Origin of the sequence: Limnomicrobium aquaticum (assembly GCF_040545545.1) — a bacterium.
Taxonomy (GTDB): domain Bacteria; phylum Pseudomonadota; class Alphaproteobacteria; order Rhizobiales; family Rhizobiaceae; genus Ensifer_A; species Ensifer_A aquaticum.
Map to the genome: position 1 here is coordinate 179346 of NZ_JBEPMB010000008.1, position 23094 is coordinate 202439.

Below are 23094 nucleotides of genomic sequence, written 5' to 3' on the forward strand. Positions count from 1 at the left end.
CTTTTCCCTGATTGAGTGGCTTTCCGGACCCTTCCGGGCAGTCGCACCCATGCTTTTTCTTTCGTTTGGGCACCGGCGGAACTTCCGCCGGTACTTTTCTTGTGAAGCGAGCGCGGCTTAAGCGGTCTGACGAAAATCGTCGTCGTCGCTATCCGGTCCACCCATGTTCATGTCCAGGGCGAAGCCCTTGGTCTTGGATGAGGCGTGCTGCACTGCGGCTTTCGGAGCTGGCTTCTGAGCCGGTCGTTTGCCCGAGGGCGCTGCCATCTTCGCGGCCGTTGCATGCAGATGCTGGACTGCTTGGCGCGACTGGCCGGCCATATCCACGCGGAAGAAGGCGATGGAGGCCTGAAGCTCTTCTGCCTGGGCGGCGAGTTCTTCAGACGTTGCAGACATCTCTTCCGATGCGCCGGCATTCTGCTGCGTTACCTTGTCGAGCTGCTGGATCGCCTCGTTGATCTGGCTGGCGCCGATATCCTGCTCGCGGCATGCAGCCGAGATTTCGGCAACCAGTTCGGCCGTCTTGCGGATGTCGGGAACCAGCCGGGACAGCATGTCCCCGGCTTCGGTAGCGACCTTCACCGTTTCGCCGGAGAGGCCGGAGATTTCGGCCGCAGCCTGCTGGCTGCGCTCGGCGAGCTTGCGGACTTCGGACGCCACGACCGCAAAGCCGCGACCATGTTCGCCGGCGCGTGCTGCTTCCACAGCGGCGTTCAGGGCGAGAAGGTCGGTCTGGCGGGCGATTTCCTGGACGATGGAGATCTTCTCTGCAATCGTGCGCATGGCGTTGACGGCGCGATTGACGGCCTCGCCGGACGCTTCGGCATCCTTCGAAGACTGGCGGGCGATCTTTTCGGTCTGGGCAGCGTTGTCTGCATTCTGCTTGATATTGGCGGCCATTTCTTCCATCGAAGCGGACGCTTCTTCGGCGGACGATGCCTGTTCGGTCGCGCCCTGCGAGAGCTGTTCCGAACCCGAGGAGAGCTGCTGGCTACCCGACGAGACGTTGTCAGCTGCGGACAGCGCATTACCGACCACGCCGCGCAGACGCTCGACCATCGACTGCAGCGCGATGCCCAGCGTGTCCTTGTCGGACAGCGGCTTCGGCGTGATCGTGAGGTCGCCGTTGGCGATCAGGTCGGCGACGCGTGCGGTGTCGCGCAGGTTTCCGACCATGTTCTTGAGATTGCCGCTGACTTCGCTGCTGAGCGCGCCGTAGTCACGTTCCATTTCACGGCTGAGGTCGCCGGTCGAAACGGTCTGCAGGACGGAGGATATGTCGCGGAAGGCGGCTTCGACGGCCTGCGCAGTGCCCTGCATCTGGCCGATTTCGTCGCGGCGGCCGGTATCCAGCGGAGTGGCAAGCTTGGCGAGCGCTTCATTGACTTCGCCGATCGGCTTGGCAATCGTCTTCGTCATCAGGAAGCCGGAGGCCAAAGAGATCACAAGGCTGACTGCTATGCCGACGATGATGATCTCGTTGACGAGATCCAGCGCATTGGTCTGAGCTGCCTGGCGCTGGACAAGAAGAACCGCTTCGGCATCGATGATTTCGGCGACCTTCTTGCGCAGGCCGTCCATGGACTCCTTGCCGGCGCCGGAGATTTCGGTCTGGCGGGCGATTTCCTGGGTTTCAGGACGCGCCATCTGGGCAATCGCCTTTTCGGCCATGGAATTATGCCAGGTCTCTGCGAGCTTGCGCACGTCGTCGAGGCGCTGCTGCTGGCCTGGATTGTCCGAGGTCAGGCTCTTGGCTTCGCTCCAGGCCTTGTTGAAACCTTCCCAGCCGCTCTTGTAGGGATCAAGGAATTTCTGCTCGTTGGAAAGAAGGAAGCCGCGGTAGCCCGTCTCCTGATTGACCATGTTGGCAACGATGTCATTCGCGCTGGCGATCACTTTCAGGGTGTGATCGTTCCAGAACGTCGTCTGCCGTACCTCACTCGACTTAAGATAAATAACAGTGTTGACGGAAAGGATCGTCAGTATGATGAGCCCGAGAGCCAGCATAAGCTTCTTGGGAATGGAGAGGTTGTTTAACATGACGTGTTCCTTCAACGGAGATACGATTAAGTCTCGTAGGTTTGTTCGACTTCACCGCTTAAAGTCTTCTCAGAGCCCGGTGCGCGATGGCGCGTTCCCATGCGGGGTCTGTCTTTGCGGTGAGCCTTTTTAGGCGCCCGGTCTGCATTTCGGGTTCGGCGGGTCCGGGTTGATCGGCAACCCGCCGATATTCGTCAAAATCACGCGCTCTGGCGGAAGTCGTTGTCGTCACTGTCCGGGCCGCCCATGTCCATGTCGAGCGAGATGCCCCTGGAGGCAGGCCGCGCCTGAGATTTCGCGCCCATTGGCTTTGCGGCGGGACGCTTGGCGGTCGGCGCCGACATCTGGGCGGCGACAGTCTTGAGTTTCCTCACGTTGGTCGTTGCGACGGGAGAGCCTGCGGCGTCCACCCTGAAGAAGGCGATGGAGGCCTGAAGTTCTTCTGCCTGTGCGGCGAGTTCTTCAGACGTTGCCGACATTTCTTCCGATGCGCCGGCATTCTGCTGCGTCACCTTGTCGAGCTGCTGGATCGCCTCGTTGATCTGAGAAGCGCCGATATCCTGCTCGCGGCAGGCGGCGGAGATTTCAGCCACCAGTTCTGCCGTCTTGCGGATATCCGGAACGAGCTTGGAGAGCATGTCGCCGGCTTCGGTCGCGACCTTCACCGTTTCGCCGGAGAGACCGGAGATTTCGGCAGCGGCGAGCTGGCTGCGTTCTGCGAGCTTGCGGACTTCCGAGGCGACCACCGCGAAACCGCGGCCATGTTCGCCGGCGCGTGCTGCTTCGACAGCGGCGTTCAGAGCAAGCAGGTCGGTCTGGCGGGCGATTTCCTGGACGATCGAGATCTTCTCGGCAATCGTGCGCATGGCGCTGACGGCCTTGTTGACGGCTTCGCCAGAGGCTTCCGCATCCTTGGACGACTGGCGGGCGATCTTCTCGGTCTGGGCGGCGTTATCAGCGTTCTGCTTGATATTGGCGGCCATTTCTTCCATCGAAGCGGACGCTTCTTCGGCGGACGATGCCTGCTCGGTTGCGCCCTGCGAGAGCTGTTCCGAACCTGACGAGAGCTGCTGGCTGCCCGCAGACACGTTGTCAGCTGCTGACAGTGCGTCGCCGACGACGCCGCGAAGGCGTTCGATCATGAGATTCACCTGACCCAGCATTTCGGCAATTTCATCGCTGCCGGAAATTTGAACGTCTTTGGTCAGGTCGCCTTGCGCAACGTCGCGGACCGCCTGGTTGGCGCGGCTGAGGCCTCTGCTGATGGTGAAGGAGATCCAGACTGCTGCGAGGATCGAGAAGACCAGAACGACGCCGGCCATCGTGAGCAATGTCGTTCTCGCGTTGGCGTACAGGACGTCAGTGTCGTCCGCCGTGGTCTTCATTTCTTTGGCGCTGGCCGCGTCAATGGCTTCCGCAGCGTCGAACAGTTTGGTCGTCAAGACGGCGACTTCCCCGATCGAAAGGGCTGCCGCCTTTTCGTTGTCAGCCGGGTTGTTGTGAAGGGCCAATTCATTGACCACTTCCATCTTTTCCTTCCATGAGGGAAACACGATCGCGAACTCGTTTGCCGCCTTCTTGACCTCTTCGCTGTCCGCCGCCAGGAGACCCTTCAGCTGTTCCCCGATCTTCGGATATACATCCCGTGCCTTCGCAACAAATTGATCGATCTGCTGCTGATCGTTGGAAATGATCGCGTTCTTGTTGTGGCGAAGCGCGGTGAGCATGGCCACTTCCAGACGCCCCGCCGACCGCGTGCTCACGGCGGGTCCGGCGACCAGGCCGTTAATGGCGTTATTCAGGTTGTTCAGATTGGTGACAGAGAGATAGGACATCGCGCTTGCCAGAACAATGATGAGCAAGAAGGTAATGCCGAGCTTGAGTTTGATCGTGAAACGCATGATTGAAATCCTGTCCTCGAAAAGTCAGCCGGTGGCCTGGAGAGCGTTGTTCTGCTGTGAAGAGAAGATCGCCTGCAGGTTCGGGAGAATGATGAATTCGCCTTCGCGCTTGACGAGTGCGTGGATGTAATCCGGACGCCAGCGCATGCCGACGATGGGCGGCGGCTCGCTGGCTGAAACCGGCAGGCTGGTGACTTCGAACACCTTGTCCGTACGCATCCCTACCAGCGTCGTCTGGCCTTCGAGATCGAGTTCCGTCACGATGATGCGGCTGTCGATCGTGACATTCCCGGCTTCCATGCCGAAGGCGACACGGATGTCGGCCAGTGGAATGACCTTGCCGCGGAAATTGATGACGCTGCCGACGAAGGGCAGGCTGCCCGGAACGCTGGTCTCCGGCAGGAGGTCGAGGATTTCCTGTACGATGACGGCCTCGATGGCGAAGGTCTCGCCGTTCAGGCAAAATGTCAGAACCGAAATCTCGTCCGCGCCCTTCCAGATCGCGCGGTGATCTGCTTTTTGTGTTGCTTCGCTCATCCTGCTGCCCGCAATTGCGCCTCCTGGTGCTGGCCGGCGGCAATGAGATGCGCAACATCGAGGATGAGCGCGACATTGCCGTCGCCTAGGATCGTCGCGCCCGAAAAGGCCGAGACGTGATCGTGAAGTTTCGACATGTTCTTGATAACCGTCTGGTGGTCACCGATGATCTGGTCGACAACGAGGCCGACACGTTCCGTGCCGGTCGAGACGACGACGACCTTCTGGAACACATCCGGCTGCGTGCCGGTGCGGAAGAGCTCACGCAAACGCAGGAACGGCACCAGATCGTCGCGCAGAGAGATGAAGCTGCGGCCGCGCGACTTGAGGTCTTCTTCCAGCGAGAGTTCAAGGCATTCCTCGACCGCCGAGAGCGGGAGGACATACCGCCCGCTGCCGACGCGTACCAGAAGGCCGTCGATGATGGCGAGCGTGAGCGGAATGCGCAGCGCGATTTCGGAACCTTCGCCTGGGGTAGTCTTGATGTCGATGGCGCCGCGCAGCGTTTCGATCGTCTTCTTGACGACGTCCATCCCAACGCCGCGGCCGGAGAGGTTCGTGACCTTTTCCGCCGTGGAAAAGCCGGGCTGGAAGATGAGCTGCAGCAGTTCCTGATCGCTGAGCTGTGCGCCCGGCTGGATGAGACCGTTGGCCTCCGCCTTGGCGCGAACCCGCGCCCGGTCGATGCCGCGACCGTCATCCTTAATGGTGATGACGACTTCGCTGCCCGTCTGATGGGCGGAAAGGTGCACGCGTCCGACGGCCGGCTTGCCGACGGCGATGCGGTCTTCCGGTGTTTCAAGACCATGATCGACAGAGTTGCGGACGAGATGGACCAGCGGATCGGCGAGCCGGTCGATGACCGTCTTGTCGACTTCCGTCATTTCACCTTCGGTGATGAGCTCGATATCCTTGCCGGTTTCGCGGGCGAGGTCGTGAACGAGGCGGCGGAAGCGGCTGAAGAGGCTTGCTACCGGCATCATGCGCAGCACCATCATCGTGTCGCGCAGTTCGCCGGCCAGCCGTTCGATTTCTTCCGAGACCGAACGCAGGCCGAGATCGGCCACGGAGCCGGCCATCTGGCTGAGACGCGACTGGGCAATCACGAGTTCGCCGACGCGGTCCATCATTTCGTCAAGGCGCAGCGCCGGGACGCGGACGTTGTCGGCTTGCTTCTGTGCCTTGGCGTCCGTCGGTTGGCCAGCCTTGGCGGCGTCCGCAACGTTTGCCGCCGGCTGCCTCGATGCCTCCGCGTGAACGTCGGCAGGGGCGGTAACCTTTTTGGCGACGGGCGCGGGGGCCGCAATCTGCTTGAGATCCATCACCATGTCGTCCATCACGAAGATGAAGACGTCCTCGATGTCTCCCTTGGACTTGTCGGTCTTGAGCGTTACGCGCCAGGAGAGGTGGATCTCGCGCGGATCAATGTCTTCAAGCGCGGGAACATTGTCTGTCAGAGCTTCGATTTTTGCTTCTCCAAGCTCGCGAAGCTCGTCCAGCAGGCCAAGCGGGTTCGTTCCGTTGACCATCGAGTTATGCGGGAGGCTGAAGGTCAGTTCCCATGTTGTAAGGCCGGCACTTGCCGCTTCGGTGGCGGCCGCGTCGGCTGCTGCCGTCACTGTCGCAGCAGCCTTGGCGCTGCCGCCGACGGCCCGGTGCAGGTTGTCGAGCAGCTTGGCGCTCATGGCTTCGTGATCGCCGTTGGGGACCTGCAGCAGCGCCAGCATGTGGCCCTGCGCGTCGAGAACCGCGCTGACGAGTTCGAGCGTGGCGGGCGCTTCGCCCTTGCGGACGCGATCGAACGCGGTCTCGCAATGGTGGGTAAAGGCCGCGAGCTGGTCGAAGCCGAACATCGAGCCGGAACCCTTGAGGGTATGAAGGCCGCGGAAGACGGCATCGATCTGCGCCTTGTCGTCAAGGTCGCGCGTGAGGTCGAGAAGGCCGGCTTCGATCAGCTCCAGCTGTTCGAGCGCCTCCGTTTTGAACACTGCAATCGGATCGGGATTGTTCATCGGCCGAGGACCTTCTTCGTGATCTTCACCAGCATGTCGGGCTCGAAGGGCTTGGTCAGCCAACCGGTTGCCCCGGCGTCCTTGGCCTGCTGTTTCAGTTCGCCGTCGGACTCGGTCGTGAGGAAGATGACCGGCGTGCCCATATAGGCGGGCAGCTTGCGCAGGCTGCGGATCATCGTCAGGCCGTCCATGTTCGGCATGTTCAGATCGGTGACGATGAGGTCGAATGCGCCAGATCGCATCTTTGCGAGGCCGTCGGCACCGTCGACAGCTTCCGTCACCTTGTAGCCGGCGCTGGTCAGTGCCAGGCGCGTTGTCAGACGAATACTTGCGGAATCGTCTACAGTCAGAATGTTGGCGCTCATATTGCTTTTCCTTCCAGCCAGAAGTCGTCCTGTTTCTTGTCCCCGGTCAGAAGACCGGCGCGCTCGATCACCGCCAGGAAATTGCCGGCGGCGGGTTTGGCGAGCTTCAATTTTGCTCCGTTGGCGGCGACCGATTTGCGCGCCGCGATCACGAGTTGCGCCAGAGTGAGATCGCAGTCCTGCGTATCGTCGATGTCCAGCGCCAGCGTCTTGCCGCGCGCGGCCTTTTCTCCGATGAACGCCTGCAGAATGTCTCGCGCGCCGGAGATGGTCTTGATGGTGAGTGGCCCGTTGAGCGACAGGGCGGCGACTTCGGTCTTCATGCTATTTTCCCAACATTGAACGAGGCGGCGGGTTTGTTGCCGGCTTCTTGAGATGAAGAGAACGTTTGCCGGATTTCCGGCCAACGCCGACAGAAGGCTGCGACGCAAGCGGGGTCGAAATGCTTGCCGCTGGCATTGAGAATTTCTGCGAAAGCTGCATCAAGCGGCCATGCCGACTTGTAAGGCCGGTCGGAGCAGAGGGCGTCGAGGACGTCTGCCACGGCAACGATCCGGGCCTCGACAGGAATGTCCGTCCCCTTAAGGCCGTTTGGATATCCCGTTCCATCCCACTTTTCATGATGGTTTGCCGCAATGGTCTCGGCGACCTGAATGAGCTTGCTGGTGCTGCTGCCAAGTATTTGCGCGCCGAGTTCGGTATGGCGCTGCATTGCCTGAAATTCATCAGCGGTCAGCTTTCCCGGCTTCATCAGAATGCTGTCCGGTACGCCCAGCTTGCCGACGTCGTGCAGGGGGCTTGCCAGGAAGATCATCCGGCACTGTTCACGGTCCAGTCCCAGTTCCTCCGCAATCATGCCGGCGATGTAGGAGACGCGGTCAATATGATTGCCGGTGTCGCCGTCGCGGATGCCGATGGCCTTGGACAGGCGCCAGATGATCTCTTCTTCGCGCCGATTGATGCGCACCATCGCGTCTTCATATTTTCTGTTGAGTTCTGCCGCCTGTTCGGCGAGAGCCAGCTGTGCCGAACGGATGTTGAGAAGGTTCTGAACCCTGATCCTCAACTCCGTCTCGTCAAAGGGCTTGGCAAGGAACTCCGTCGCTCCTGCTTCAATGGCAGCCAGCTTGATATCCTTGTCGATGGTGGAAGTGATCATGATGACCGGGACGGTTTCCGTCGCAGGATTGGCGCGGATCGCCCGGATCACTTCGATGCCGTTCATTTCCGGCATTTCATAGTCTACCAGAACAAGATCCGGCGAGATGTCTTCAAGTTTATCTAGCGCCTTCAGCGGATCCTGGAAAGAGTGAATTGCGCAGTCGGAAATAGAGTTGATCGCTCGCTCAAATGCGAAGATCATTGAAATGCTGTCGTCGATCAAGAATATGTTCATTTCTTTCCCGCGTTCTTTCAAACTCTAATATTCCTGAATTTTATTTCCTGCCTGCCCCCGCAGTCGGAAACTTTATATTCCCCAAAAGGTTGTTCAACCTGACGCAAAAAGGAGACCACGAAATGCCTAACAGCTTCTTAATGTATACCTACTAGAAACCATCCCTCTTTAATCATGGTGGGGTCCCGAATACCGTCAGTTCTCAGGGTTGTCTGAACTTTCGCAGATGAAGATCACTCATTTGCGAAGTCTCTAAAGTAATTTTTAATTTATATTTACCTAAGACGGCGTCACTGTTGACTTTCATCAATTTCCCTCTGCCGTCTGGTTAGAATTAGGGATATCCGCCAGTCGAACCACACAGGTTTGCCGACCGTTAACCCGATGTTGTGGGGTTGGCCTTAGAGTTCGATCAAGCAAGAGCTAAATGGGGCCAGAATGAACTTGGGGATCGCTTCCTTACGGCAGGACGAAGAGCGTTTTTCTGCGTCCGCTCTTTTGGGGCGGCTGGAAAGTGCTCGCAGTCAATTGGAGGAGCGTTTCCTCGATGGTGGCTCTGTACTTGTCACGGTGCTCGATACACTTTCAAAACTCGTGGAGCTTCTCGACCAGGTTGGGACATCCCTGAAGGAGGAGGAAGCGGCGGAGGCCAAGCGCAAGCTGCTGCTGACAGCCGAGCTTCTGAAGGCAGTGCCTGCCAACCATGCAACCCGCCAGCAAAGTCTCGCCGCCGTCAAACAGATCAGTTGCCAGTTTGCGCGCAATATCGATTCCATGAACGAGGCGCTGCGTTATCTGCGAACCTTTGCGATGACCGCGAAGATTGCCGGTGCCAGCGTGGCCGACTTTTCCGATTTCGTTTCAGAAATTATGGAGCGCATCCAGTTCGCGACGCAGGAAGTCAAGGAACTGGCGGCGCGCGTTGACGCGCTTTCCGCACAGATAGACGGCGCCGATATCAAGAGCGGCGGTCCGCTTGAAAACTATTTCGACGATCTGCCGAAGATCGTTTCGCGCCTCGTGATGAACGGCGCGGAGATCGAAACGCAGAAACAGAATCTTTCTGCGATGGCGCTGAAGGTTGCCGATCTGGCGCGCAAGGCACAGGCGAAGGTCGGCCAGGTTCTTTCCGCCATGCAGATCGGCGACATCACCCGGCAGCGCATCGAGCATTGCCAGACCGCCTTCGAGATCGCTGAGGAAACCATCAGGGCTGGCGGTACGAACTGCGTTTCGCCCGAAGAGCACGATGCCGTCATGGGCACGATCACGCGACTTGTTGCCGAGCTTCTTGCGGAATCCACCGCTGATTTCCATCGCGACTCCAGCCGGGTTGTCGAGACTATCCATAGTCTTGGCGGCGATGTTGCCGCGCTCATGAAGCTTTATGAGGCCATGATCCTCGCGCAGCAGCCTGATCGCGGAAACCCGATTTCGGTCGTGCATGACGATCTTGTCACGGCGCGGGGAATGGTGGCGAACATCGCCCATGCGGCCGGCGTTGCCGCGTCGCTGAGCCGGAATACCGCCGTACTCATCGGCGAATTGACGACCAGCGTGGAAACCATTCAGTTGGTTCGCCGCGATATTCAATACATGGCGCTCAACACCACGCTGCGCTGCGGCCGGCTTGGCGAGGAGGGGCGGCCCATCAATGTCGTCACCGGAGAGCTGCGTGTCTTTGCCTCCGTCCTCGACGACGACGCGGGCCAGATACTCAACACGTTGAAGCAGCTGCAGGAGCAGTCGGCGGGCCTTGAAACCACTGATTCCGGAAAGAGTGACGGCGAGACGGAGAGCCTCGAAGGGCTACTCGACTCCGCGGTTCCGATGCTGGCCGAAGCCGCCAGAACCATGGAAGACAACATGCAGGCCCTGCGGCTGACCGCGCAAGACATGTCGGCCAATGTGACCAGAGCGATCAGCCGTCTCGACTTCAAGGCCGGGATCGGCGAGATCATGGCTGCCTGCACCGAAGAAGCGATTGCTGCAAGCGAGCAGTGGGATCGGGCGCAGGAGATGACGCCGGCGCTGGCCGCGATCGGCGAGCGCATCGGCAAGACTTACACGATGGTCGCGGAACGCAACATTCATGCGAGCGTCTTCGGTGACACGGTCGCGGCCGAGGAGGCCCCGTCCGTATCGGATGATGATTTGCTCGAAGATGCACTTTTCTAAGGCCGGCGCGGCCTGCCCGATCCTGATTGGCGGGCGCGGTGGCCGTGCGTTCCGCAGCTCAAGACATGTCTGAGAAGACTTGGAGTGCCAAACGCATCTGCGGGGAAGACGTGGCGACAACGCTCTTCCGTTTTGGGACCGTCAGGTGCATGATCCGGTGGCTGGATTTGGCCGGAACTTCGGATTCTGAAGGGAATGGCTGCGCACCAAGAACCCGTCTGAGATGCTTTCATGAATTTCCTCGCGATCGCCCCGGCCCTGTTGATGCTCACCGCCGCTCCGGGTGAGCCGCTGCCACAGCAAGGCGATGTTCCGTCCCGCGTCGATACGGCACTTGCGCGACGTCTGGGAGCGGAGTTCGTGGCTGCCGAAGGTGAGAAGATTGCGCCGAGCGGCAGCTTGCCGGGCTTTGTTGCCTGCGGACGCGTCGTCGAACGCGAGCCCGATGCTGAGCGCAAAACGGAGCGCTTTTTTGCCGTCGTGCCGGGCAATTTCGCCATTCTTGACCGCGACGGCGGCGGTCTCGTCGATGCCTACTGGAAACGTTACGGCTGCTGAGCGCTTGCCGAGGACAGGGCTGCCACCTTGTCGAGGTTCCTCACATCGTTGCTGAAAGTCACCCACATATCGGGATCCGTTTCCGACTGCCGCTTCAGGAACGTGTAACCGGTCTGGTGCCATAGAAGCACCTTGTCCTCGAGATTGTCGAGAATGAGATCGCCGCGGTCGGTGCGGGCCATGAGCACCAGGTGGCCCTCATTGTGGTGGTCCAGAACGACGGTGAGAAGCAGGGCCGAGCTGGGCCATCCTGCCTCAACCAGCAGACGCTTCTTCAAGATCGCATAGTCGTTGCAATTGCCCATGCCGTCGTCGGGATAGGTCCACCAGTTGGCGATGCCCTTGGCGTGGATTTGATAATGATCCTCATCCGAAATGCCGGCGATGTTTCGGTTCACCAGCTGATCGATATCGAGAAGCGCCTTCCAGCTCTGTTCGGTGAGGGTCACCTGCTGCGCGCTGCCGGAGCCTGCGTGGCACTCGGCGTCGTGTTCCTTGCAGAAGATATGCCAGCCGATCGGCACAGAGGTCTGGCCCGTGGTGCCGGCATAGGCGCTCAGTTCAACCGCAGCCTTGGCATGCTGACTTGCGCCTGCGCCATGCGAGGCCACGAGCGACAGGGTTACAAGGGAAATTGCAGTTGCGATGCGGAACATTGTTTTGCCCTCTTGTTTTGAGGGCATTCAAGGCCGCCGGGTCGAAATTTTCCGCATCCACAATTGATCGCATTTTATCGATCGGGAACGCTTGCAATCTCATGGTTACCGAAGTTTTCCGTCGGAGGGAGAACCCAGCCGGGATTCCCTAAAATTTAAATAAAACCTTATGTGTTAGGGTTAATCCGACCTAAACGGGTCGGACTCTTGTGTTTAGTGGCCGTATCTAAGAGTATCATCGATATGAATGAATGTCCTTGTACGGGACACGCGGATCTTTTTTAGGGACTTCTAAAAGCTGAAGGGCTGGGGCACGCTGGCTGCTCGAACCAGCTTCCGACACGTGGTTTCCTTATTTTTGAGGAACCTGAAGCGCTCTGGGAGCTTTTGGAATTTATATTTGGACTATCTGCCCGGTATTTTGTGTTGATCTCAAAATACCGGCTTTCGGAATATTTCTTTGTACAGTGTGTCCAGGTTTTCGGACTTGCTGCAGTTGTGAGAGTGTTTGGAGTTGTCACATGAGCCAGTCGACCTTTACGCGCATTGCCGATTACATCGCGAAGCAGACCGGCAAGGACCCTTCGCAGATCACCGCCGAGACCTCGCTTGAAGAGGCTGGAATCGATTCCTTCGATTTCATCGAACTCGTTTTCCAGATTGAGGAGGAGTTCGGTATCCATGTCGATCACAACCAGAACGACGTTGCCTCCCGGCTAAAGTCGGTTGGCGATATTGCGGCCCTCATCGACGAGCTGGTCGCGGCAAAATCGGGAAAGACCACGGACAGCCCCAACGAGGCCGCGTGATGCGTGAAGTCGTCGCGACCGGGCTGGGCGTTGTTGCGCCGGGAGCGGGCGACGTTCCCGCTTTCTGGAATGTGCTGAGGCGCGGGCAGGCCATCACGGCGCCGCCATCTGCGCTTCCCGATGGCAAAATCAGAGTGGCGGAGGTGACCGATCCCACTTTGACGGACCGACTTCCCGTCAAGGCCGCAGCGCTCGACCGCAGCGCGCAACTCGCCGTTCTGGCGAGCGGCGAAGCCCTCGCGATGGCTGCAATCAATTCCGACAACACCGATCTCACCCGCGTGGCCGTCATTATCGGCAATGGCGGCGCGGGGCTCACATCGCTCGATGAGCAGTTCTATCGCCTGTATCACGATGGCCAGCCGCGCCCGCATCCCATGAGCGTGTCCAAGTCGATGTCGAGTTCGTCGGCGAGCTGGGTCTCCATCGCCTATGGGTTGAAGGGTCCGACCTTCGTCATCGCCAGCGCCTGTGCATCGGGCACGCATGCGATTGGGATCGGTGCGGAACTGATCAAGTCGGGCCTGGCGGATGTCGCGGTCGTCGGCGGTGCCGAAGCGCCTCTGACCCGTGGCACCATGCTGGCTTGGGACAGCATGCGCATTCTGGCGCCTGATGTTTGCCGACCCTTTTCCAAGGGGCGGTTAGGCCTGCTTCTGGGAGAGGGCGCTGGCGTTGTCGTTCTGGAAAGCGCCGATCATGCGCGGGCACGCGGGGCCATCGTTCTGGCCAGGGTCGCGGGCTTTGCCTGCTCCGCTGACGCCGGCGACATGTTCAATCCGTCGGAGCAGGGAATGGCGCTGGTCATGAACGCGGCCCTGAAGGCCGGCGGACTCATGCCGGGCGATGTGGACTACATCAACGCACACGGCACCGGGACGCTCGCCAACGATCGAGCCGAGACCGCGGCCATCAAGGCCGCTTTCGGCGCGGCGGCGCCTCCGATCAGTGCAAGCAAGAGCGTGACCGGACATGGCCTTGGCGCCGCGGGTGGGATCGAGGCGGTCGCGACCATCCTAGCCCTGCAGAACGGAGAGATCCCCCCGACAGCTAACTATATCGAGCCGGACCCGGAATGCGATCTGGACTATGTGCCGAATGTTGCCAGGCCGGCGGGGCTGCGGGCCGCGCTTTCCAATTCGTTTGCCTTCGGGGGGCTCAATGCCTCCCTGGTCTTCACGGTCTGACCCATGGAGATGAAAAGCGCCCTCAGACAGTTTTTCGCGCGGAGGCTGGCATCGCTGCCGTTGCCTTATCGCAGGCGATTGCTGAGGTTCGGTTGGCGTCTGAGCCTGCCATTTCGGCGAGACGTTGGCTTCGGGCTGGAACCCATTCTGGAGCCGCGTTTGCGCGTTGGGCGTGAAGGCGCACGCAAGATCGCTGTCGAACACGACTTTCACGACTATCTCCAGCAGATCGAATGGCTGGCAAGCGCGACCCGCTCCGTGGATGCCATGGTTGCCGAGACGCATCGGGTTCAGGTCAGCGACCCTAATCTGGTGCAGAGGATTGCCGATAGCGGCCAGTCCGTCATCCTTGCTCCGCTGCACATGGGCATATTCCCGCTGGGTGTGAGCCACCTGCTGTGGCGCTATTTTCGCGGCAGGCGGTTGCTGGTTCTCAGAGCCCGCGAGGATCATGCGATCAACAATCTGGCCATGGACCGGCTGCGGGCGGTCGCAGGGGAAATCAGGATCCTGAACACGCGAGACCAGGCCGAGTTCATGGACGCCATGCGCTATGCACGCCAGGGCGCTGTCGTCATCTCGCTGATCGACCTGCCGCGCACCTATGGCGTTCCGGCTCCCGTCTCGCTTTTCGGGATGCCCTCAGCCATCGCCCTGGGGCTCGATTCCATGGCGCGCATGCTGAAAGCGGTCGTCATGCCGATGGCGGTTCATTCGCATCTTGACGGCGATGAGATCGTCCTGGGTCAGCCCTTCGAGGTGGCGGAAACAAATCCGACAGCCCGTGCCGCGCTTGCGGCGGATCTGGCCCGCCAGATCGAGGCCTTCATCCGCCCCGCGCCGGAGCAATGGCACATGTGGACACGCATAGACGAATTTTACCTCGACCCCGCAGAGGGTGAAGCAGATGAGGGCGACAACGATGCAGCTGCCTGATTTCCTAAAGAGGCTGTTTCAGCCGGGTGGCGGCAAACGTCCGCAGACCACGCTCGGAAATTTCGAGGTGACCGGATTGCACGATCTGGGCTCTTCCATCGAGTTCCGGCGCGACACGGCGGGCAGCCTGATGGTCGTCTTCTTCTCCGCACTCGCCATCGTCATCATCGGCGGGCTCTGGATCGGCACGTTTTCCAAGCAAGAGACGATGCGTGGCGTCGTGCTGGGGGCCAAGGGGAGCCAGCGCGTCAATTCAACGGTCGCCGGCACGGTCTCCACCATCTGGGTCAAGCAGGGCGATACGGTTGTCCCGGGACAGAAGCTGCTGACCGTGACGCCCCAGCAGTCCGGCGCCGGAAACAAGTCTCTCTCGGAGGTCGAACTTGCCGCCCTGAAGAGCCAGACGGAAAGCATCGATCGGCGGATTGGCGAGATCAAGGACCTGATGACGCGCGACGCCAGCGACTTGAAGTCCTATGAAGACAGCTCGAAGAAGCTGGCCTCCAATCTGGAGCAGCAGGAAGCCGACATGAAGCGCGCCGTGGATCAACAGGCCGCTGCTGTCGACAAGCTTCGCGGCTATCTGAAGCGTGGGCTTGCAACCCGCGATCTGGTCTCGGTTCAGGAGCGCGCGCTGCAGGACTACAAGCGTCAGCTCGCCGATATCCGCCTTCAGATCACACAGCTGACCTCGACGCGCATCGACCGCAGGCGCACCGTCGAACAGAATAACAACGGCAGCAACAGCCAGCTTGCCGATCTCGAACGCGCCAAGGCCGCGCTGAACTCGCAGATGGAACAGGCGAAATCGGCGATTGCCACCGATATTCTCGCCGTGACCGCCGGCCAGATCGCCGCCGTCAACGTGCGTGAGGGTTCGCAGGTGAATTCCGGCGATACGGTGGTCGCCATTGGCGATCCGACCGCGCCCTTTACCGTCGCGCTTGAGGCGCCCTCGAAGACAATGGGTCTTCTGACCATCGGCCAGCGGGTTGTGCTCAAATACGACGCCTTTCCCTACAAGACCTTCGGCGTGAAATACGGAAAGGTCATTTCCATCGGCGAACAGCCCGTCAGCCTTCCCAAGGCTGTTGCCGACGACAAGCCTTTCATCGACCCGAAGATGGGCGACGCCGGTCCGGCCCCGCCGCCGCAATCCCGATATCTGGTTGAAGTCGAGCCTGACGACCGCGCGATCAATGCCTATGGCGTCGACCGTCCCATTCTCGTGGGCTCCACATTGTCCGCCGATGTGGTGGTCGAGCGCCGACGACTGATCGACTGGGTCATCGATCCCATTCTTGCCATGAGGGGGCGCCTGTGAGACTTCCTTTCTTTTCCGGAAAGCCAACCGTTCACACGGTCCTGCAAAATGAAGCGCAGGAATGCGGGCTCGCCTGCATGGCCATGATCGCCAATGCCTATGGGCACAATGTCAACATGCCCTACATGCGCTCGGTTCATCAGGTCTCGGGCGGCGGCATGTCGCTTGCAGAGCTCTACAATCTGGCAGGTGTGTTCGGCTTCGATGCGCGCGGCCTTGCCGTGCAGAACACCGATGAGATGGATGCCCTGAAGCTGCCCGCCATCCTGCATTGGGAGGGCCAGCATTATGTCGTGCTGGAGCGGATCAGCGGCGGACGCTTCTACATCCAGGACCCGTCCATCGGCCCGCGCGCCTTCGACAGGGACGATTTCGAGCGATATTTCTCAGGCGTCGTTCTGGAACTCGAACCGCGGATCGCGATGGACAAGATCGCCGCCAAGGACGGCTTGACCTTCTGGGATGTCGTCAAGTCGACCAATGGTTTCCGCGAGGCGGTGCGTCGCATTCTGATCGTATCGACCGCCGTGGGCATACTGGCGCTGGCGACGCCTATCCTGCTGCAAATCTCGCTCGATTTCGTGCTGCCGCAGTCGGATATCGATCTTCTCGGCGTCCTGACCATCGGGCTCTGTGCACTGCTGCTCTTCGAGGCGGTTGGACGCTGGCTGCGCGACGTGATCATCCTGCGCACATCCGTCGGCATGCAGGTGCAGTTTACCCGCTCGGTCGTCGGCCATGGCTTGCGCCTTCCCTTGCGCTATTTCGAGGCGAGGCATCCCGGAGATTTCGTCACCCGCATGGAGTCGATCGATCAGGTGAAGGCGTTTGCTTCCGACGGCCTCGTCCGTTCGATTGCCGATGCATTCGTCTCGGTGCTCTCCGTGGCGCTGATGTTCTATTATTCGACCTCCATGACGCTGATGGTGCTGGCCACGCTCGTGCTCGCGATCGGCGCGCGAGCCCTCTACATGGCAAGGACACGCGATGCGACGAATGAATCGCTCGCGGCACGCACCGTCGAGGTCAGCACATTGCTGGACGGTCTGGACCGGATATCCACCATCAAGGCCCATAATGTCAGCGGGCGGTTCGAGCAGCGCTGGTTCGAGAAGATGGCGCGGTTCGCCAGCCGCGATTTCCTGTCCCGCAAGCTGCAGATCGATGCGCAACTCTTGATCCACATCGTCGTCATGGCCGGCACCGTCGCGACGCTTTACGCCGGGGTGGCTGCTGTTCTCACGAACAAGATGACGATCGGCATGCTCTATGCTTTCTTTGCGCTGAGGGGCACGTTCTTCCTGATGGCGGATACGCTGACAGTCAACCTCATGCATCTCACCGTCATCGGTTCGCATGTGCGGCGTCTGGAAGATGTCATTCAGGCCGATCCGGAAATGGCATCCGGCGCGACCGCCATTCGCAAGACGATCCGCAAGGATGTCACGATCAAGGATGTGTCCATTTCCTTCGGCCGCGACGAGCGTCCGGTGGTCGTCAATGCCGGGTTGACGGTCGATGTCGAGCGCAACGAGCGGATCGCCATTATCGGTGAGTCCGGTTCCGGCAAGTCCTCGTTGCTGAAGGTCATCGCGAGCGTGGCCGATCCGACCTCCGGTTCGGTTCTGGTGGATGGACAACCGCTGTCGCGCTTCGGTCTCATCGAGTATCGCAACAATATCGGCGCGGTCTTTGCGGAAGACGGTCTCTTCCAGGCCACGATCGTCGAGAACGTGTCGATGTTCGATCCGGATGTTCCGCTCGATCGCGTTCAGGAGGCGCTTGAGCTTGTCGGTCTTACCTCCGAAATCGACGCACTGCCGCAGGGGCTGGCGACGATTGTGGCAAACAACAACACGCTTCTGTCCACCGGTCAGCGTCGCCGCCTGCTCGCAGCGCGCGTGATCTGCCGCAAGCCGAAGCTCATGCTGTTTGACGAAATCACCGCCAATCTGGATGCCAGGACCGAACATGCGCTTCTGGAGGCGATCTGCCCGCTTCCGGGCGCCAAAGTTTTCGTGACCCATAGCGAGCGGCTGCTGGACTATGTAGACCGCGCCTACCGCCTCAAGGATGGAAAGCTGGAGCCGGTGGACGTGCAGCAGGCAGGAGCGAAGCGGGCGGCGGAGTAAAGGCCGCCGGCAACGCTTCATCAGGCGCAGAGCGGTTCGCGCTGTGCCTCCTCCTCTAGATGCTCGATGATGTCGCGCCCGATGATCTCGCCCAGTTCCTGCGAGGCGACGATGCCCTGCACGAAGGGGCGGCTATGCATCAGATAGGGTATGGCTCCGAAATAGAGATTTCCGGCATAGGGCGCGGGCGATAGAAGTGCGAAGCTGTCCGTCAGCATGGGCGTCTCCTGCCCGTCCTCCTCCAGTGCGCGACGCAGGCTGGCAAACGGTATGTCTTCCACGCCGAGCGGCTTCTGGCCCGTGGCGTCGATGAAGACATCGAACTCGGCCGATCCCTCCGGTGAGGAAACGGTCGTCGATCTGTCCCTCTTGATCAGCTCGTAATCCTCCGAAAGCGTCAGGATTTTCAGGACACCCGCCTCTCTCAATGCCAGCAGACGCCTGATGGACTCGGGAGGGACGGCGGCATAATTGTCGACGAACACCCGTTTGAGGCCGCGGTCAAACCGCGCGCGATCTTCGTCGGAGAACTCCGGCACAATGGTTTCGACCGGCTCGTGCATCCGCAGGATCGCATAGCGCCAGGGAACGGTGAGCCGCCTTTCCTTATTGCGCAAAACCTCGTCCAGATTCTTCTTCGCCCACCGGAAAGGGTCCGTTTTCGTCCGCTCGGCAAAATAGGCCTCTGCGAAACTATCCGCAGTCAGATCGGCGAGACCGATCCTTGAAGCGTACCCAGGGTCCGCGAGCGTAAGTTCATCGCGAAGCAGCGAAAAGACGGAATCCAGCGCATTCGGCTCCTTCGCGCAATTTGCCAGCTCACCCTCGGTCATCCGTTGAAGCGGGACATAGGGGATGGGGCAGTAGAAGTCGGCCTCCGGCAGGAGCCCGTTGCGCGACATGAAGGTGATGGAAAGGCTCGGATCTTCCAGCTGAAACTCGAGGTCATCTCCGGCTTCGACAAACCGTCCATGCTGGCAGACGACAGCCAGGGCCGCGTCGATTGCGCTCAGCGAAGTTCCGAGAATGCCGACCCTGCAAGCGGGAACATCGGTTCCGATCAATCCTGTCCAGGGGTTCGGGAAATAATGGGCATCTTCTCGCGTATCCTCGAAATCATGACCGGTTGAAAGGATCAGCTTGTCGAAAGGCCGGGCATGAGGCCCTTTCGTGGTCATGACACGGAACCGGTTACCGTCCGGGAGGATGTCGATGACTTCCACCCGCTCCAGAAGGCGGATGGTATGGCCGAGATGCCGGCCAAACTCGATCATGTCGAGCAATTGGTCGTGCAGGTAGCAACCAAGAAGCAGCCGCGGAGCAAACAGGCGATCGCTCAGCATGTCCTGCGTGATCCCGAAGCCTTCCAGGACGCGGGGCTCACAGGTCCGCATCCAGTCCAGAAAGGTCTGCTTCAGTGCGGGGATTTCTATACTTGCAATATTCGCAAGCATCAGCCGGTTTGCACCCTCCCGCGAATAGGGTGTTCCGGCACCTGCCCACTCACCCCTGTCAAAGACGGTGATATTCAGAGGGTGTCGGCATCGGATCAGTTCCGAGAGAGTGTAAAGCCCGGTCGGGCCGCATCCGACTATGCCAATTTCGTAGTTCATTTCGTTGCTCCGGAAAAACGGAGAACGGTGTGCGAGCAGATTGGTTCCGTGAACCGGTTTACCGGAGGGAAATAAGTAAAAAGCCAGCCGGACGATCGTCAAGCTGGCTTCGCAATTCCCTTTACTGGCCAAGAAGGGCCAGTAAAGCGTGAATTAGCTGCAGTGGCTGCCGCAGGCCGGAGCCGGCTTGCAAACCGGCTTCGGAGCGCAGTACGTGCCGCCGACAACAGTCTTCATCTGTGCAAGGTTGAGAGTCTTCATGTGATTTTCTCCACTGGTTTTCCGGCTTCATCGCTGCACCGGTAAGTTTATATTCCATTAAACATAATTCGAATCAACAGGTTTTTCTGCCAATCAATCCAATATGTTGCAATGAATTTTCTATAGTTTGCTATGGAAATTAACCTAGCGTTAAGCACACTATTCTGGCGGGCCGCCAAGATCAAGGTCGCTTCTGCGAGACAACGAGGCGGACCTTGCAGGAGGAGCAGGTGGCGTCTCGCCATGAGGCGACCCCGATAATGCTCCGTCACAGGGGATTTATCGTATTTTAACTACAATTGTGGATAGTAGCACGATCGCTATCGCGAATTGTTTGTAAATTAGAGTATACTTAAGAAAAGGTCCGCGTCATGGCGCGTCACGATCGGTTGCCGAAGCGTCGATGGGGAAAGAGGGTATTTGGCCTGACCCTGATGATTGGTGTCGCTGTGGCCGGCGCCTTCGCGGCTGCCGAAGAGCCCACTTGGATCAACCTGTCGGACTTCAAGCTGAGGCTGGGTCAGGATCAGGTGTTGCAGGACCTCGCCCGGACCGAACTGCGCCTTGCCCGTGCGCAACTTTACCCCAAGGTTTCCGTCGGCTCGGACTGGGTTGTTGACGGCAAGACTGAATATTCACCCGATATCACGCAGATTCCCAACAGTTCTTACGCGACCAAAGACCCGACTTCGATCGGACTGGAAGTCTCCTGGCGGCTCTTTGATGGTCTCAAGAACCTGAACACGATCAATGCCGCCCAGGAAAAGGTTGCCGCAACCGTGGAGGCCTCGCTCGATACCAAGCAGAAGCTGCTTGTCGAGCGGGCGGACAAGATGCTGGCGCTCAATCGCGACCGCGCAATTCTCGCCTCCAGCAAGCGCGCCGTTGTCCGGCAGCAGGAGGCGCTCAACATTTCCAGGCAGATGCTGATCGATGGTCTGATGACGCAGTCGGATGTCTCGATCGCGGCGTCGGAACTGGAAAACCTGCGTGCGCTCAACGAACAGGCATCGAGGCAACTGGCGGATAGCGAACTGAATTTCGAAAAATTCAATGGCTTTCAGGCGCCTTCGAAACTCGATGTGGCAGCACACAAGTTGAAGCTGCCGGCCTCGGCAACAGATGCAGCCGATCGCGCGATGGCCAATTCGCCGCTTCCGAAGATGGCGGCGCATCTCCAGAGTGCTGCCGACTTCAACGTGGATGCGGCGCGCGGTGCATTCCTGCCCACGCTGGATCTGGTGGGCAAGTATACCCGCACGTTCGACCCCACGCCGGCGGTCAAGACCGTCAACAATTATGCCCTCATGCTTCGCCTTCGCCTGCCCATCTTCGACGCGACGCTGCAACCCAACCTCGACAAGGCCCGTGCGGAGGCCCTGCAGAAATCTTATGACCGTCAGGACACGATCCGCAGTGTGACCATTGGCGCGCGCAAGTATTTCAACGACTATAAGTCTTTGAAGGCTCAGGTCGGGCGGCTAGAGGCCCGCGTGAAGGAAGCGAACAAGGCGCAGGCTGCGATGCAGGAGGAGATGAAGGCCGGGCTTCACACGGTGCTCGATCTCATCCAGACCCAGCGAAACCTCATCTCTGCGGAGCAGAGCCTTGCCGACGCGCGGTATCTGCGCGACATGTCCGCCTTCAATCTTCTGGGCACGATGGGTGAACTCGACGACGGTTCCGTCGAAGGCGGATCGCAAAGACTGTTCTGACGTTCCACGCCAGGGCAGACGTGCCTCTGAAAACAAAAACCGCCGAACCGGACGCGCTCATCGGCTGCGACCACGGTTCGACGGCCTTGTTTCGAGCGCCATTCATTGGGCGCTATCGTTTTCAGTCCCCTCTGGACCTGCCTTTCAGCAAGCAGGAACCGTGCCAGATGGGTTGGGCTTGCGAGCCGGGGCTTCTGCGCGGGTTTCCTCCGGCACTGCGCCTCACGAATGCGCAAATCCACCGCAACATCTTCGTTCCTTGCCTATAAGTTATGCAAACAGTGCTGTGTGCTATTATTGAGGCGCCGGATGCCCGGCGCGGTGCGGACATGTCTGCTTTTCTCCGGTTTTCCCGTCGGAAACGATCGGATTTCCCTTGCCGCCGGCGTTCCGGCCGCGATACCAGCATGGAGGTAGATTTCGCGGCTGGAGATTGAGGCGCTTGAAAGCGAGTATCAGGGATATAGCAACGCGTGCGGGGACGTCGGTCTCGACTGTGTCCCGAGCGCTGAACAACTCCGGTTATGTCTCGCCTGATGTGCGTGTGCGCGTCGAAGAGGCGGTTCGGGACCTTAACTACACGCCCAGCAAGGATGCCCGCATGCTGCGCGGTGGCCCGAGCCGGGTCGTCGGGCTCATGCTGCCGGCCGTCGATGTTCCCTTTTTTGGCATCCTGGCACAGGCCATCGAGCAGGCGCTTTTCCAGAAGGGATACCAGACCCTCATCTGCTGTACGTCCGAAAATCTGGAGCATGAGGCGCGCTATGTCTCGATGTTGCTGTCGCAGCGGGTGGATGGGGTCATCGTGGCCAGCGCTTTCGGGGATGATGCCCATTTCGAGGCTTTCGGTGCGGCAGATGTCCCGCTTGTGGCCATCGACCGAGACCTGGGGCGTTTTGCCGATCATGTCGTCACCGCCGATCACGAGGCCGGAGGGCGGCTGATGGTGCGGCACCTGACAGCGCTTGGCCATCGGAAAATTGCCGCGATCGGCGCGCCGGCGCATAGCCAGTCAATCCAGGTAAGATTGCAATCGATCTCGAGCGAATTGGGTGCGCAGGGCCTAGAGCTTTCTGCAATGGCACTCGGCGAAGAGCATACGTTCCCCGCAGCCTACGCTATGGCGCGCAAGATCATCGAAAATAATCAGGCCGTTACGGCGATCATCGGGATGACGGATATCGCGGCTATCGCCGCGATCCATGCGGTGCATGATTGCGGGCGTGCCGTCCCAGGCGACATATCCGTGATCGGCTTCGATGACCTACCTGAAGCGGCCTATGTCATTCCGGGCCTGACGACCGTGGCTCAGCCGATCCGCGAGATTGGGGAGCAGGCTGCGCATGTCATCGAGGCGGCGATTGCCGGGCGCAGGCAGTTTGACGAGACTGCGGTGAAGGGTGTCACCCGATTGCCGGTCCAGCTTGTGGAGCGGCAATCGACGGGTGCCGTGCGCGCGTAACACCGAAGCCAG

The 23094-nt window shown here is 59.8% G+C and carries 18 protein-coding genes; 9 read left to right on the top strand and 9 right to left on the bottom strand.

Annotated features, from left to right (window positions below; genetic code table 11):
• Nucleotides 1-117: 117 nt before the first annotated feature.
• The 7 genes from ABID16_RS20005 to ABID16_RS20035 form a co-directional block, all read right to left on the bottom strand.
• Nucleotides 118-2040 carry a CHASE3 domain-containing protein gene (locus ABID16_RS20005; protein WP_354558127.1) on the bottom strand — a complete coding sequence of 641 codons (1923 nt, stop codon included), beginning with the start codon at nucleotides 2038-2040 and terminating at the stop codon, nucleotides 118-120.
• Between the two features lie 200 nt (nucleotides 2041-2240).
• Nucleotides 2241-3941: a methyl-accepting chemotaxis protein gene (locus ABID16_RS20010; RefSeq protein ID WP_354558128.1), complete on the bottom strand. Its 1701-nt coding sequence runs from the start codon at nucleotides 3939-3941 to the stop codon at nucleotides 2241-2243.
• A 24-nt stretch (nucleotides 3942-3965) separates the two neighbouring features.
• The gene (locus tag ABID16_RS20015) at nucleotides 3966-4478 is read right to left on the bottom strand and encodes a chemotaxis protein CheW (RefSeq protein WP_354558129.1); all 513 of its coding nucleotides are present in this window, start codon (nucleotides 4476-4478) and stop codon (nucleotides 3966-3968) included.
• Nucleotides 4475-6490, bottom strand: coding sequence for a chemotaxis protein CheA (locus tag ABID16_RS20020; RefSeq protein WP_354558130.1), 2016 nt, complete (start codon nucleotides 6488-6490; stop codon nucleotides 4475-4477). Before ABID16_RS20020 ends, ABID16_RS20015 begins: the two co-directional genes overlap by 4 nt.
• The gene (locus ABID16_RS20025) at nucleotides 6487-6855 is read right to left on the bottom strand and encodes a response regulator (protein ID WP_354558131.1); all 369 of its coding nucleotides are present in this window, start codon (nucleotides 6853-6855) and stop codon (nucleotides 6487-6489) included. The genes ABID16_RS20020 and ABID16_RS20025 overlap by 4 nt, the downstream gene beginning before the upstream one ends.
• Nucleotides 6852-7178 (bottom strand): hypothetical protein, encoded by a 327-nt coding sequence (locus ABID16_RS20030; RefSeq protein WP_354558132.1) that lies wholly within the window; start codon nucleotides 7176-7178, stop codon nucleotides 6852-6854. The genes ABID16_RS20025 and ABID16_RS20030 overlap by 4 nt, the downstream gene beginning before the upstream one ends.
• On the bottom strand, nucleotides 7175-8239 hold the full coding sequence (locus tag ABID16_RS20035; protein ID WP_354558133.1) for an HD-GYP domain-containing protein: 1065 nt from the start codon (nucleotides 8237-8239) through the stop codon (nucleotides 7175-7177). The genes ABID16_RS20030 and ABID16_RS20035 overlap by 4 nt, the downstream gene beginning before the upstream one ends.
• Before the next feature lie 450 nt (nucleotides 8240-8689).
• Here ABID16_RS20035 and ABID16_RS20040 point away from each other — a divergent pair, with 450 nt between their 5' ends.
• Nucleotides 8690-10429: a methyl-accepting chemotaxis protein gene (locus ABID16_RS20040; protein ID WP_354558134.1), complete on the top strand. Its 1740-nt coding sequence runs from the start codon at nucleotides 8690-8692 to the stop codon at nucleotides 10427-10429.
• A 231-nt stretch (nucleotides 10430-10660) separates the two neighbouring features.
• The gene (locus ABID16_RS20045; protein WP_354558135.1) at nucleotides 10661-10987 is read left to right on the top strand and encodes a hypothetical protein; all 327 of its coding nucleotides are present in this window, start codon (nucleotides 10661-10663) and stop codon (nucleotides 10985-10987) included.
• Here the strand turns inward: ABID16_RS20045 and ABID16_RS20050 are convergent.
• Nucleotides 10975-11643 carry a transglutaminase-like cysteine peptidase gene (locus tag ABID16_RS20050; RefSeq protein ID WP_354558136.1) on the bottom strand — a complete coding sequence of 223 codons (669 nt, stop codon included), beginning with the start codon at nucleotides 11641-11643 and terminating at the stop codon, nucleotides 10975-10977. The genes ABID16_RS20045 and ABID16_RS20050 overlap by 13 nt on opposite strands.
• Nucleotides 11644-12164: 521 nt before the next feature.
• Between ABID16_RS20050 and ABID16_RS20055 the strand changes: the two genes are divergently transcribed.
• The 5 genes from ABID16_RS20055 to ABID16_RS20075 all read left to right on the top strand — a co-directional run bounded on the left by ABID16_RS20055 (nucleotide 12165) and on the right by ABID16_RS20075 (nucleotide 18031).
• Entirely contained in the window at nucleotides 12165-12452 is a 288-nt protein-coding gene (locus ABID16_RS20055) for an acyl carrier protein (RefSeq protein WP_354558137.1), read from the top strand.
• Nucleotides 12452-13639 (top strand): beta-ketoacyl-[acyl-carrier-protein] synthase family protein, encoded by a 1188-nt coding sequence (locus ABID16_RS20060; protein WP_354558138.1) that lies wholly within the window; start codon nucleotides 12452-12454, stop codon nucleotides 13637-13639. Before ABID16_RS20055 ends, ABID16_RS20060 begins: the two co-directional genes overlap by 1 nt.
• A 159-nt stretch (nucleotides 13640-13798) precedes the next feature.
• Nucleotides 13799-14575, top strand: a complete 777-nt coding sequence (locus ABID16_RS20065) for an LpxL/LpxP family acyltransferase (protein WP_354558139.1) — start codon at nucleotides 13799-13801, stop codon at nucleotides 14573-14575.
• On the top strand, nucleotides 14562-15899 hold the full coding sequence (locus ABID16_RS20070; protein WP_354558140.1) for an HlyD family secretion protein: 1338 nt from the start codon (nucleotides 14562-14564) through the stop codon (nucleotides 15897-15899). Before ABID16_RS20065 ends, ABID16_RS20070 begins: the two co-directional genes overlap by 14 nt.
• Nucleotides 15896-18031, top strand: a complete 2136-nt coding sequence (locus tag ABID16_RS20075; RefSeq protein WP_354558141.1) for a peptidase domain-containing ABC transporter — start codon at nucleotides 15896-15898, stop codon at nucleotides 18029-18031. The genes ABID16_RS20070 and ABID16_RS20075 overlap by 4 nt, the downstream gene beginning before the upstream one ends.
• A gap of 20 nt (nucleotides 18032-18051) precedes the next feature.
• On the opposite strand, the gene ABID16_RS20080 is transcribed toward ABID16_RS20075, so the two are convergent.
• Entirely contained in the window at nucleotides 18052-19644 is a 1593-nt protein-coding gene (locus tag ABID16_RS20080; protein WP_354558142.1) for an FAD/NAD(P)-binding protein, read from the bottom strand.
• A gap of 695 nt (nucleotides 19645-20339) precedes the next feature.
• On the opposite strand from ABID16_RS20080, the gene ABID16_RS20085 reads away from it, so the two are divergent.
• Both ABID16_RS20085 and ABID16_RS20090 read left to right on the top strand, forming a co-directional pair.
• Nucleotides 20340-21620 carry a TolC family protein gene (locus ABID16_RS20085; RefSeq protein ID WP_354558143.1) on the top strand — a complete coding sequence of 427 codons (1281 nt, stop codon included), beginning with the start codon at nucleotides 20340-20342 and terminating at the stop codon, nucleotides 21618-21620.
• 442 nt (nucleotides 21621-22062) lie between these two features.
• A complete protein-coding gene (locus tag ABID16_RS20090; protein ID WP_354558144.1) occupies nucleotides 22063-23082 on the top strand; it encodes a LacI family DNA-binding transcriptional regulator in 1020 nt (339 codons plus the stop codon).
• Nucleotides 23083-23094: the final 12 nt, after the last annotated feature.

Bases quoted from the DNA above. Each gene is read 5' to 3' on its own strand.
- ABID16_RS20005 (WP_354558127.1), bottom strand. From the start codon at position 2,040: ATGTTAAACAACCTCTCCATTCCCAAGAAGCTTATGCTGGCTCTCGGG.
- ABID16_RS20010 (WP_354558128.1), bottom strand. From the start codon at position 3,941: ATGCGTTTCACGATCAAACTCAAGCTCGGCATTACCTTCTTGCTCATC.
- ABID16_RS20015 (WP_354558129.1), bottom strand. From the start codon at position 4,478: ATGAGCGAAGCAACACAAAAAGCAGATCACCGCGCGATCTGGAAGGGC.
- ABID16_RS20020 (WP_354558130.1), bottom strand. From the start codon at position 6,490: ATGAACAATCCCGATCCGATTGCAGTGTTCAAAACGGAGGCGCTCGAA.
- ABID16_RS20025 (WP_354558131.1), bottom strand. From the start codon at position 6,855: ATGAGCGCCAACATTCTGACTGTAGACGATTCCGCAAGTATTCGTCTG.
- ABID16_RS20030 (WP_354558132.1), bottom strand. From the start codon at position 7,178: ATGAAGACCGAAGTCGCCGCCCTGTCGCTCAACGGGCCACTCACCATC.
- ABID16_RS20040 (WP_354558134.1), top strand. From the start codon at position 8,690: ATGAACTTGGGGATCGCTTCCTTACGGCAGGACGAAGAGCGTTTTTCT.
- ABID16_RS20045 (WP_354558135.1), top strand. From the start codon at position 10,661: ATGAATTTCCTCGCGATCGCCCCGGCCCTGTTGATGCTCACCGCCGCT.
- ABID16_RS20050 (WP_354558136.1), bottom strand. From the start codon at position 11,643: ATGTTCCGCATCGCAACTGCAATTTCCCTTGTAACCCTGTCGCTCGTG.
- ABID16_RS20055 (WP_354558137.1), top strand. From the start codon at position 12,165: ATGAGCCAGTCGACCTTTACGCGCATTGCCGATTACATCGCGAAGCAG.
- ABID16_RS20060 (WP_354558138.1), top strand. From the start codon at position 12,452: ATGCGTGAAGTCGTCGCGACCGGGCTGGGCGTTGTTGCGCCGGGAGCG.
- ABID16_RS20070 (WP_354558140.1), top strand. From the start codon at position 14,562: ATGCAGCTGCCTGATTTCCTAAAGAGGCTGTTTCAGCCGGGTGGCGGC.
- ABID16_RS20080 (WP_354558142.1), bottom strand. From the start codon at position 19,644: ATGAACTACGAAATTGGCATAGTCGGATGCGGCCCGACCGGGCTTTAC.
- ABID16_RS20085 (WP_354558143.1), top strand. From the start codon at position 20,340: ATGATTGGTGTCGCTGTGGCCGGCGCCTTCGCGGCTGCCGAAGAGCCC.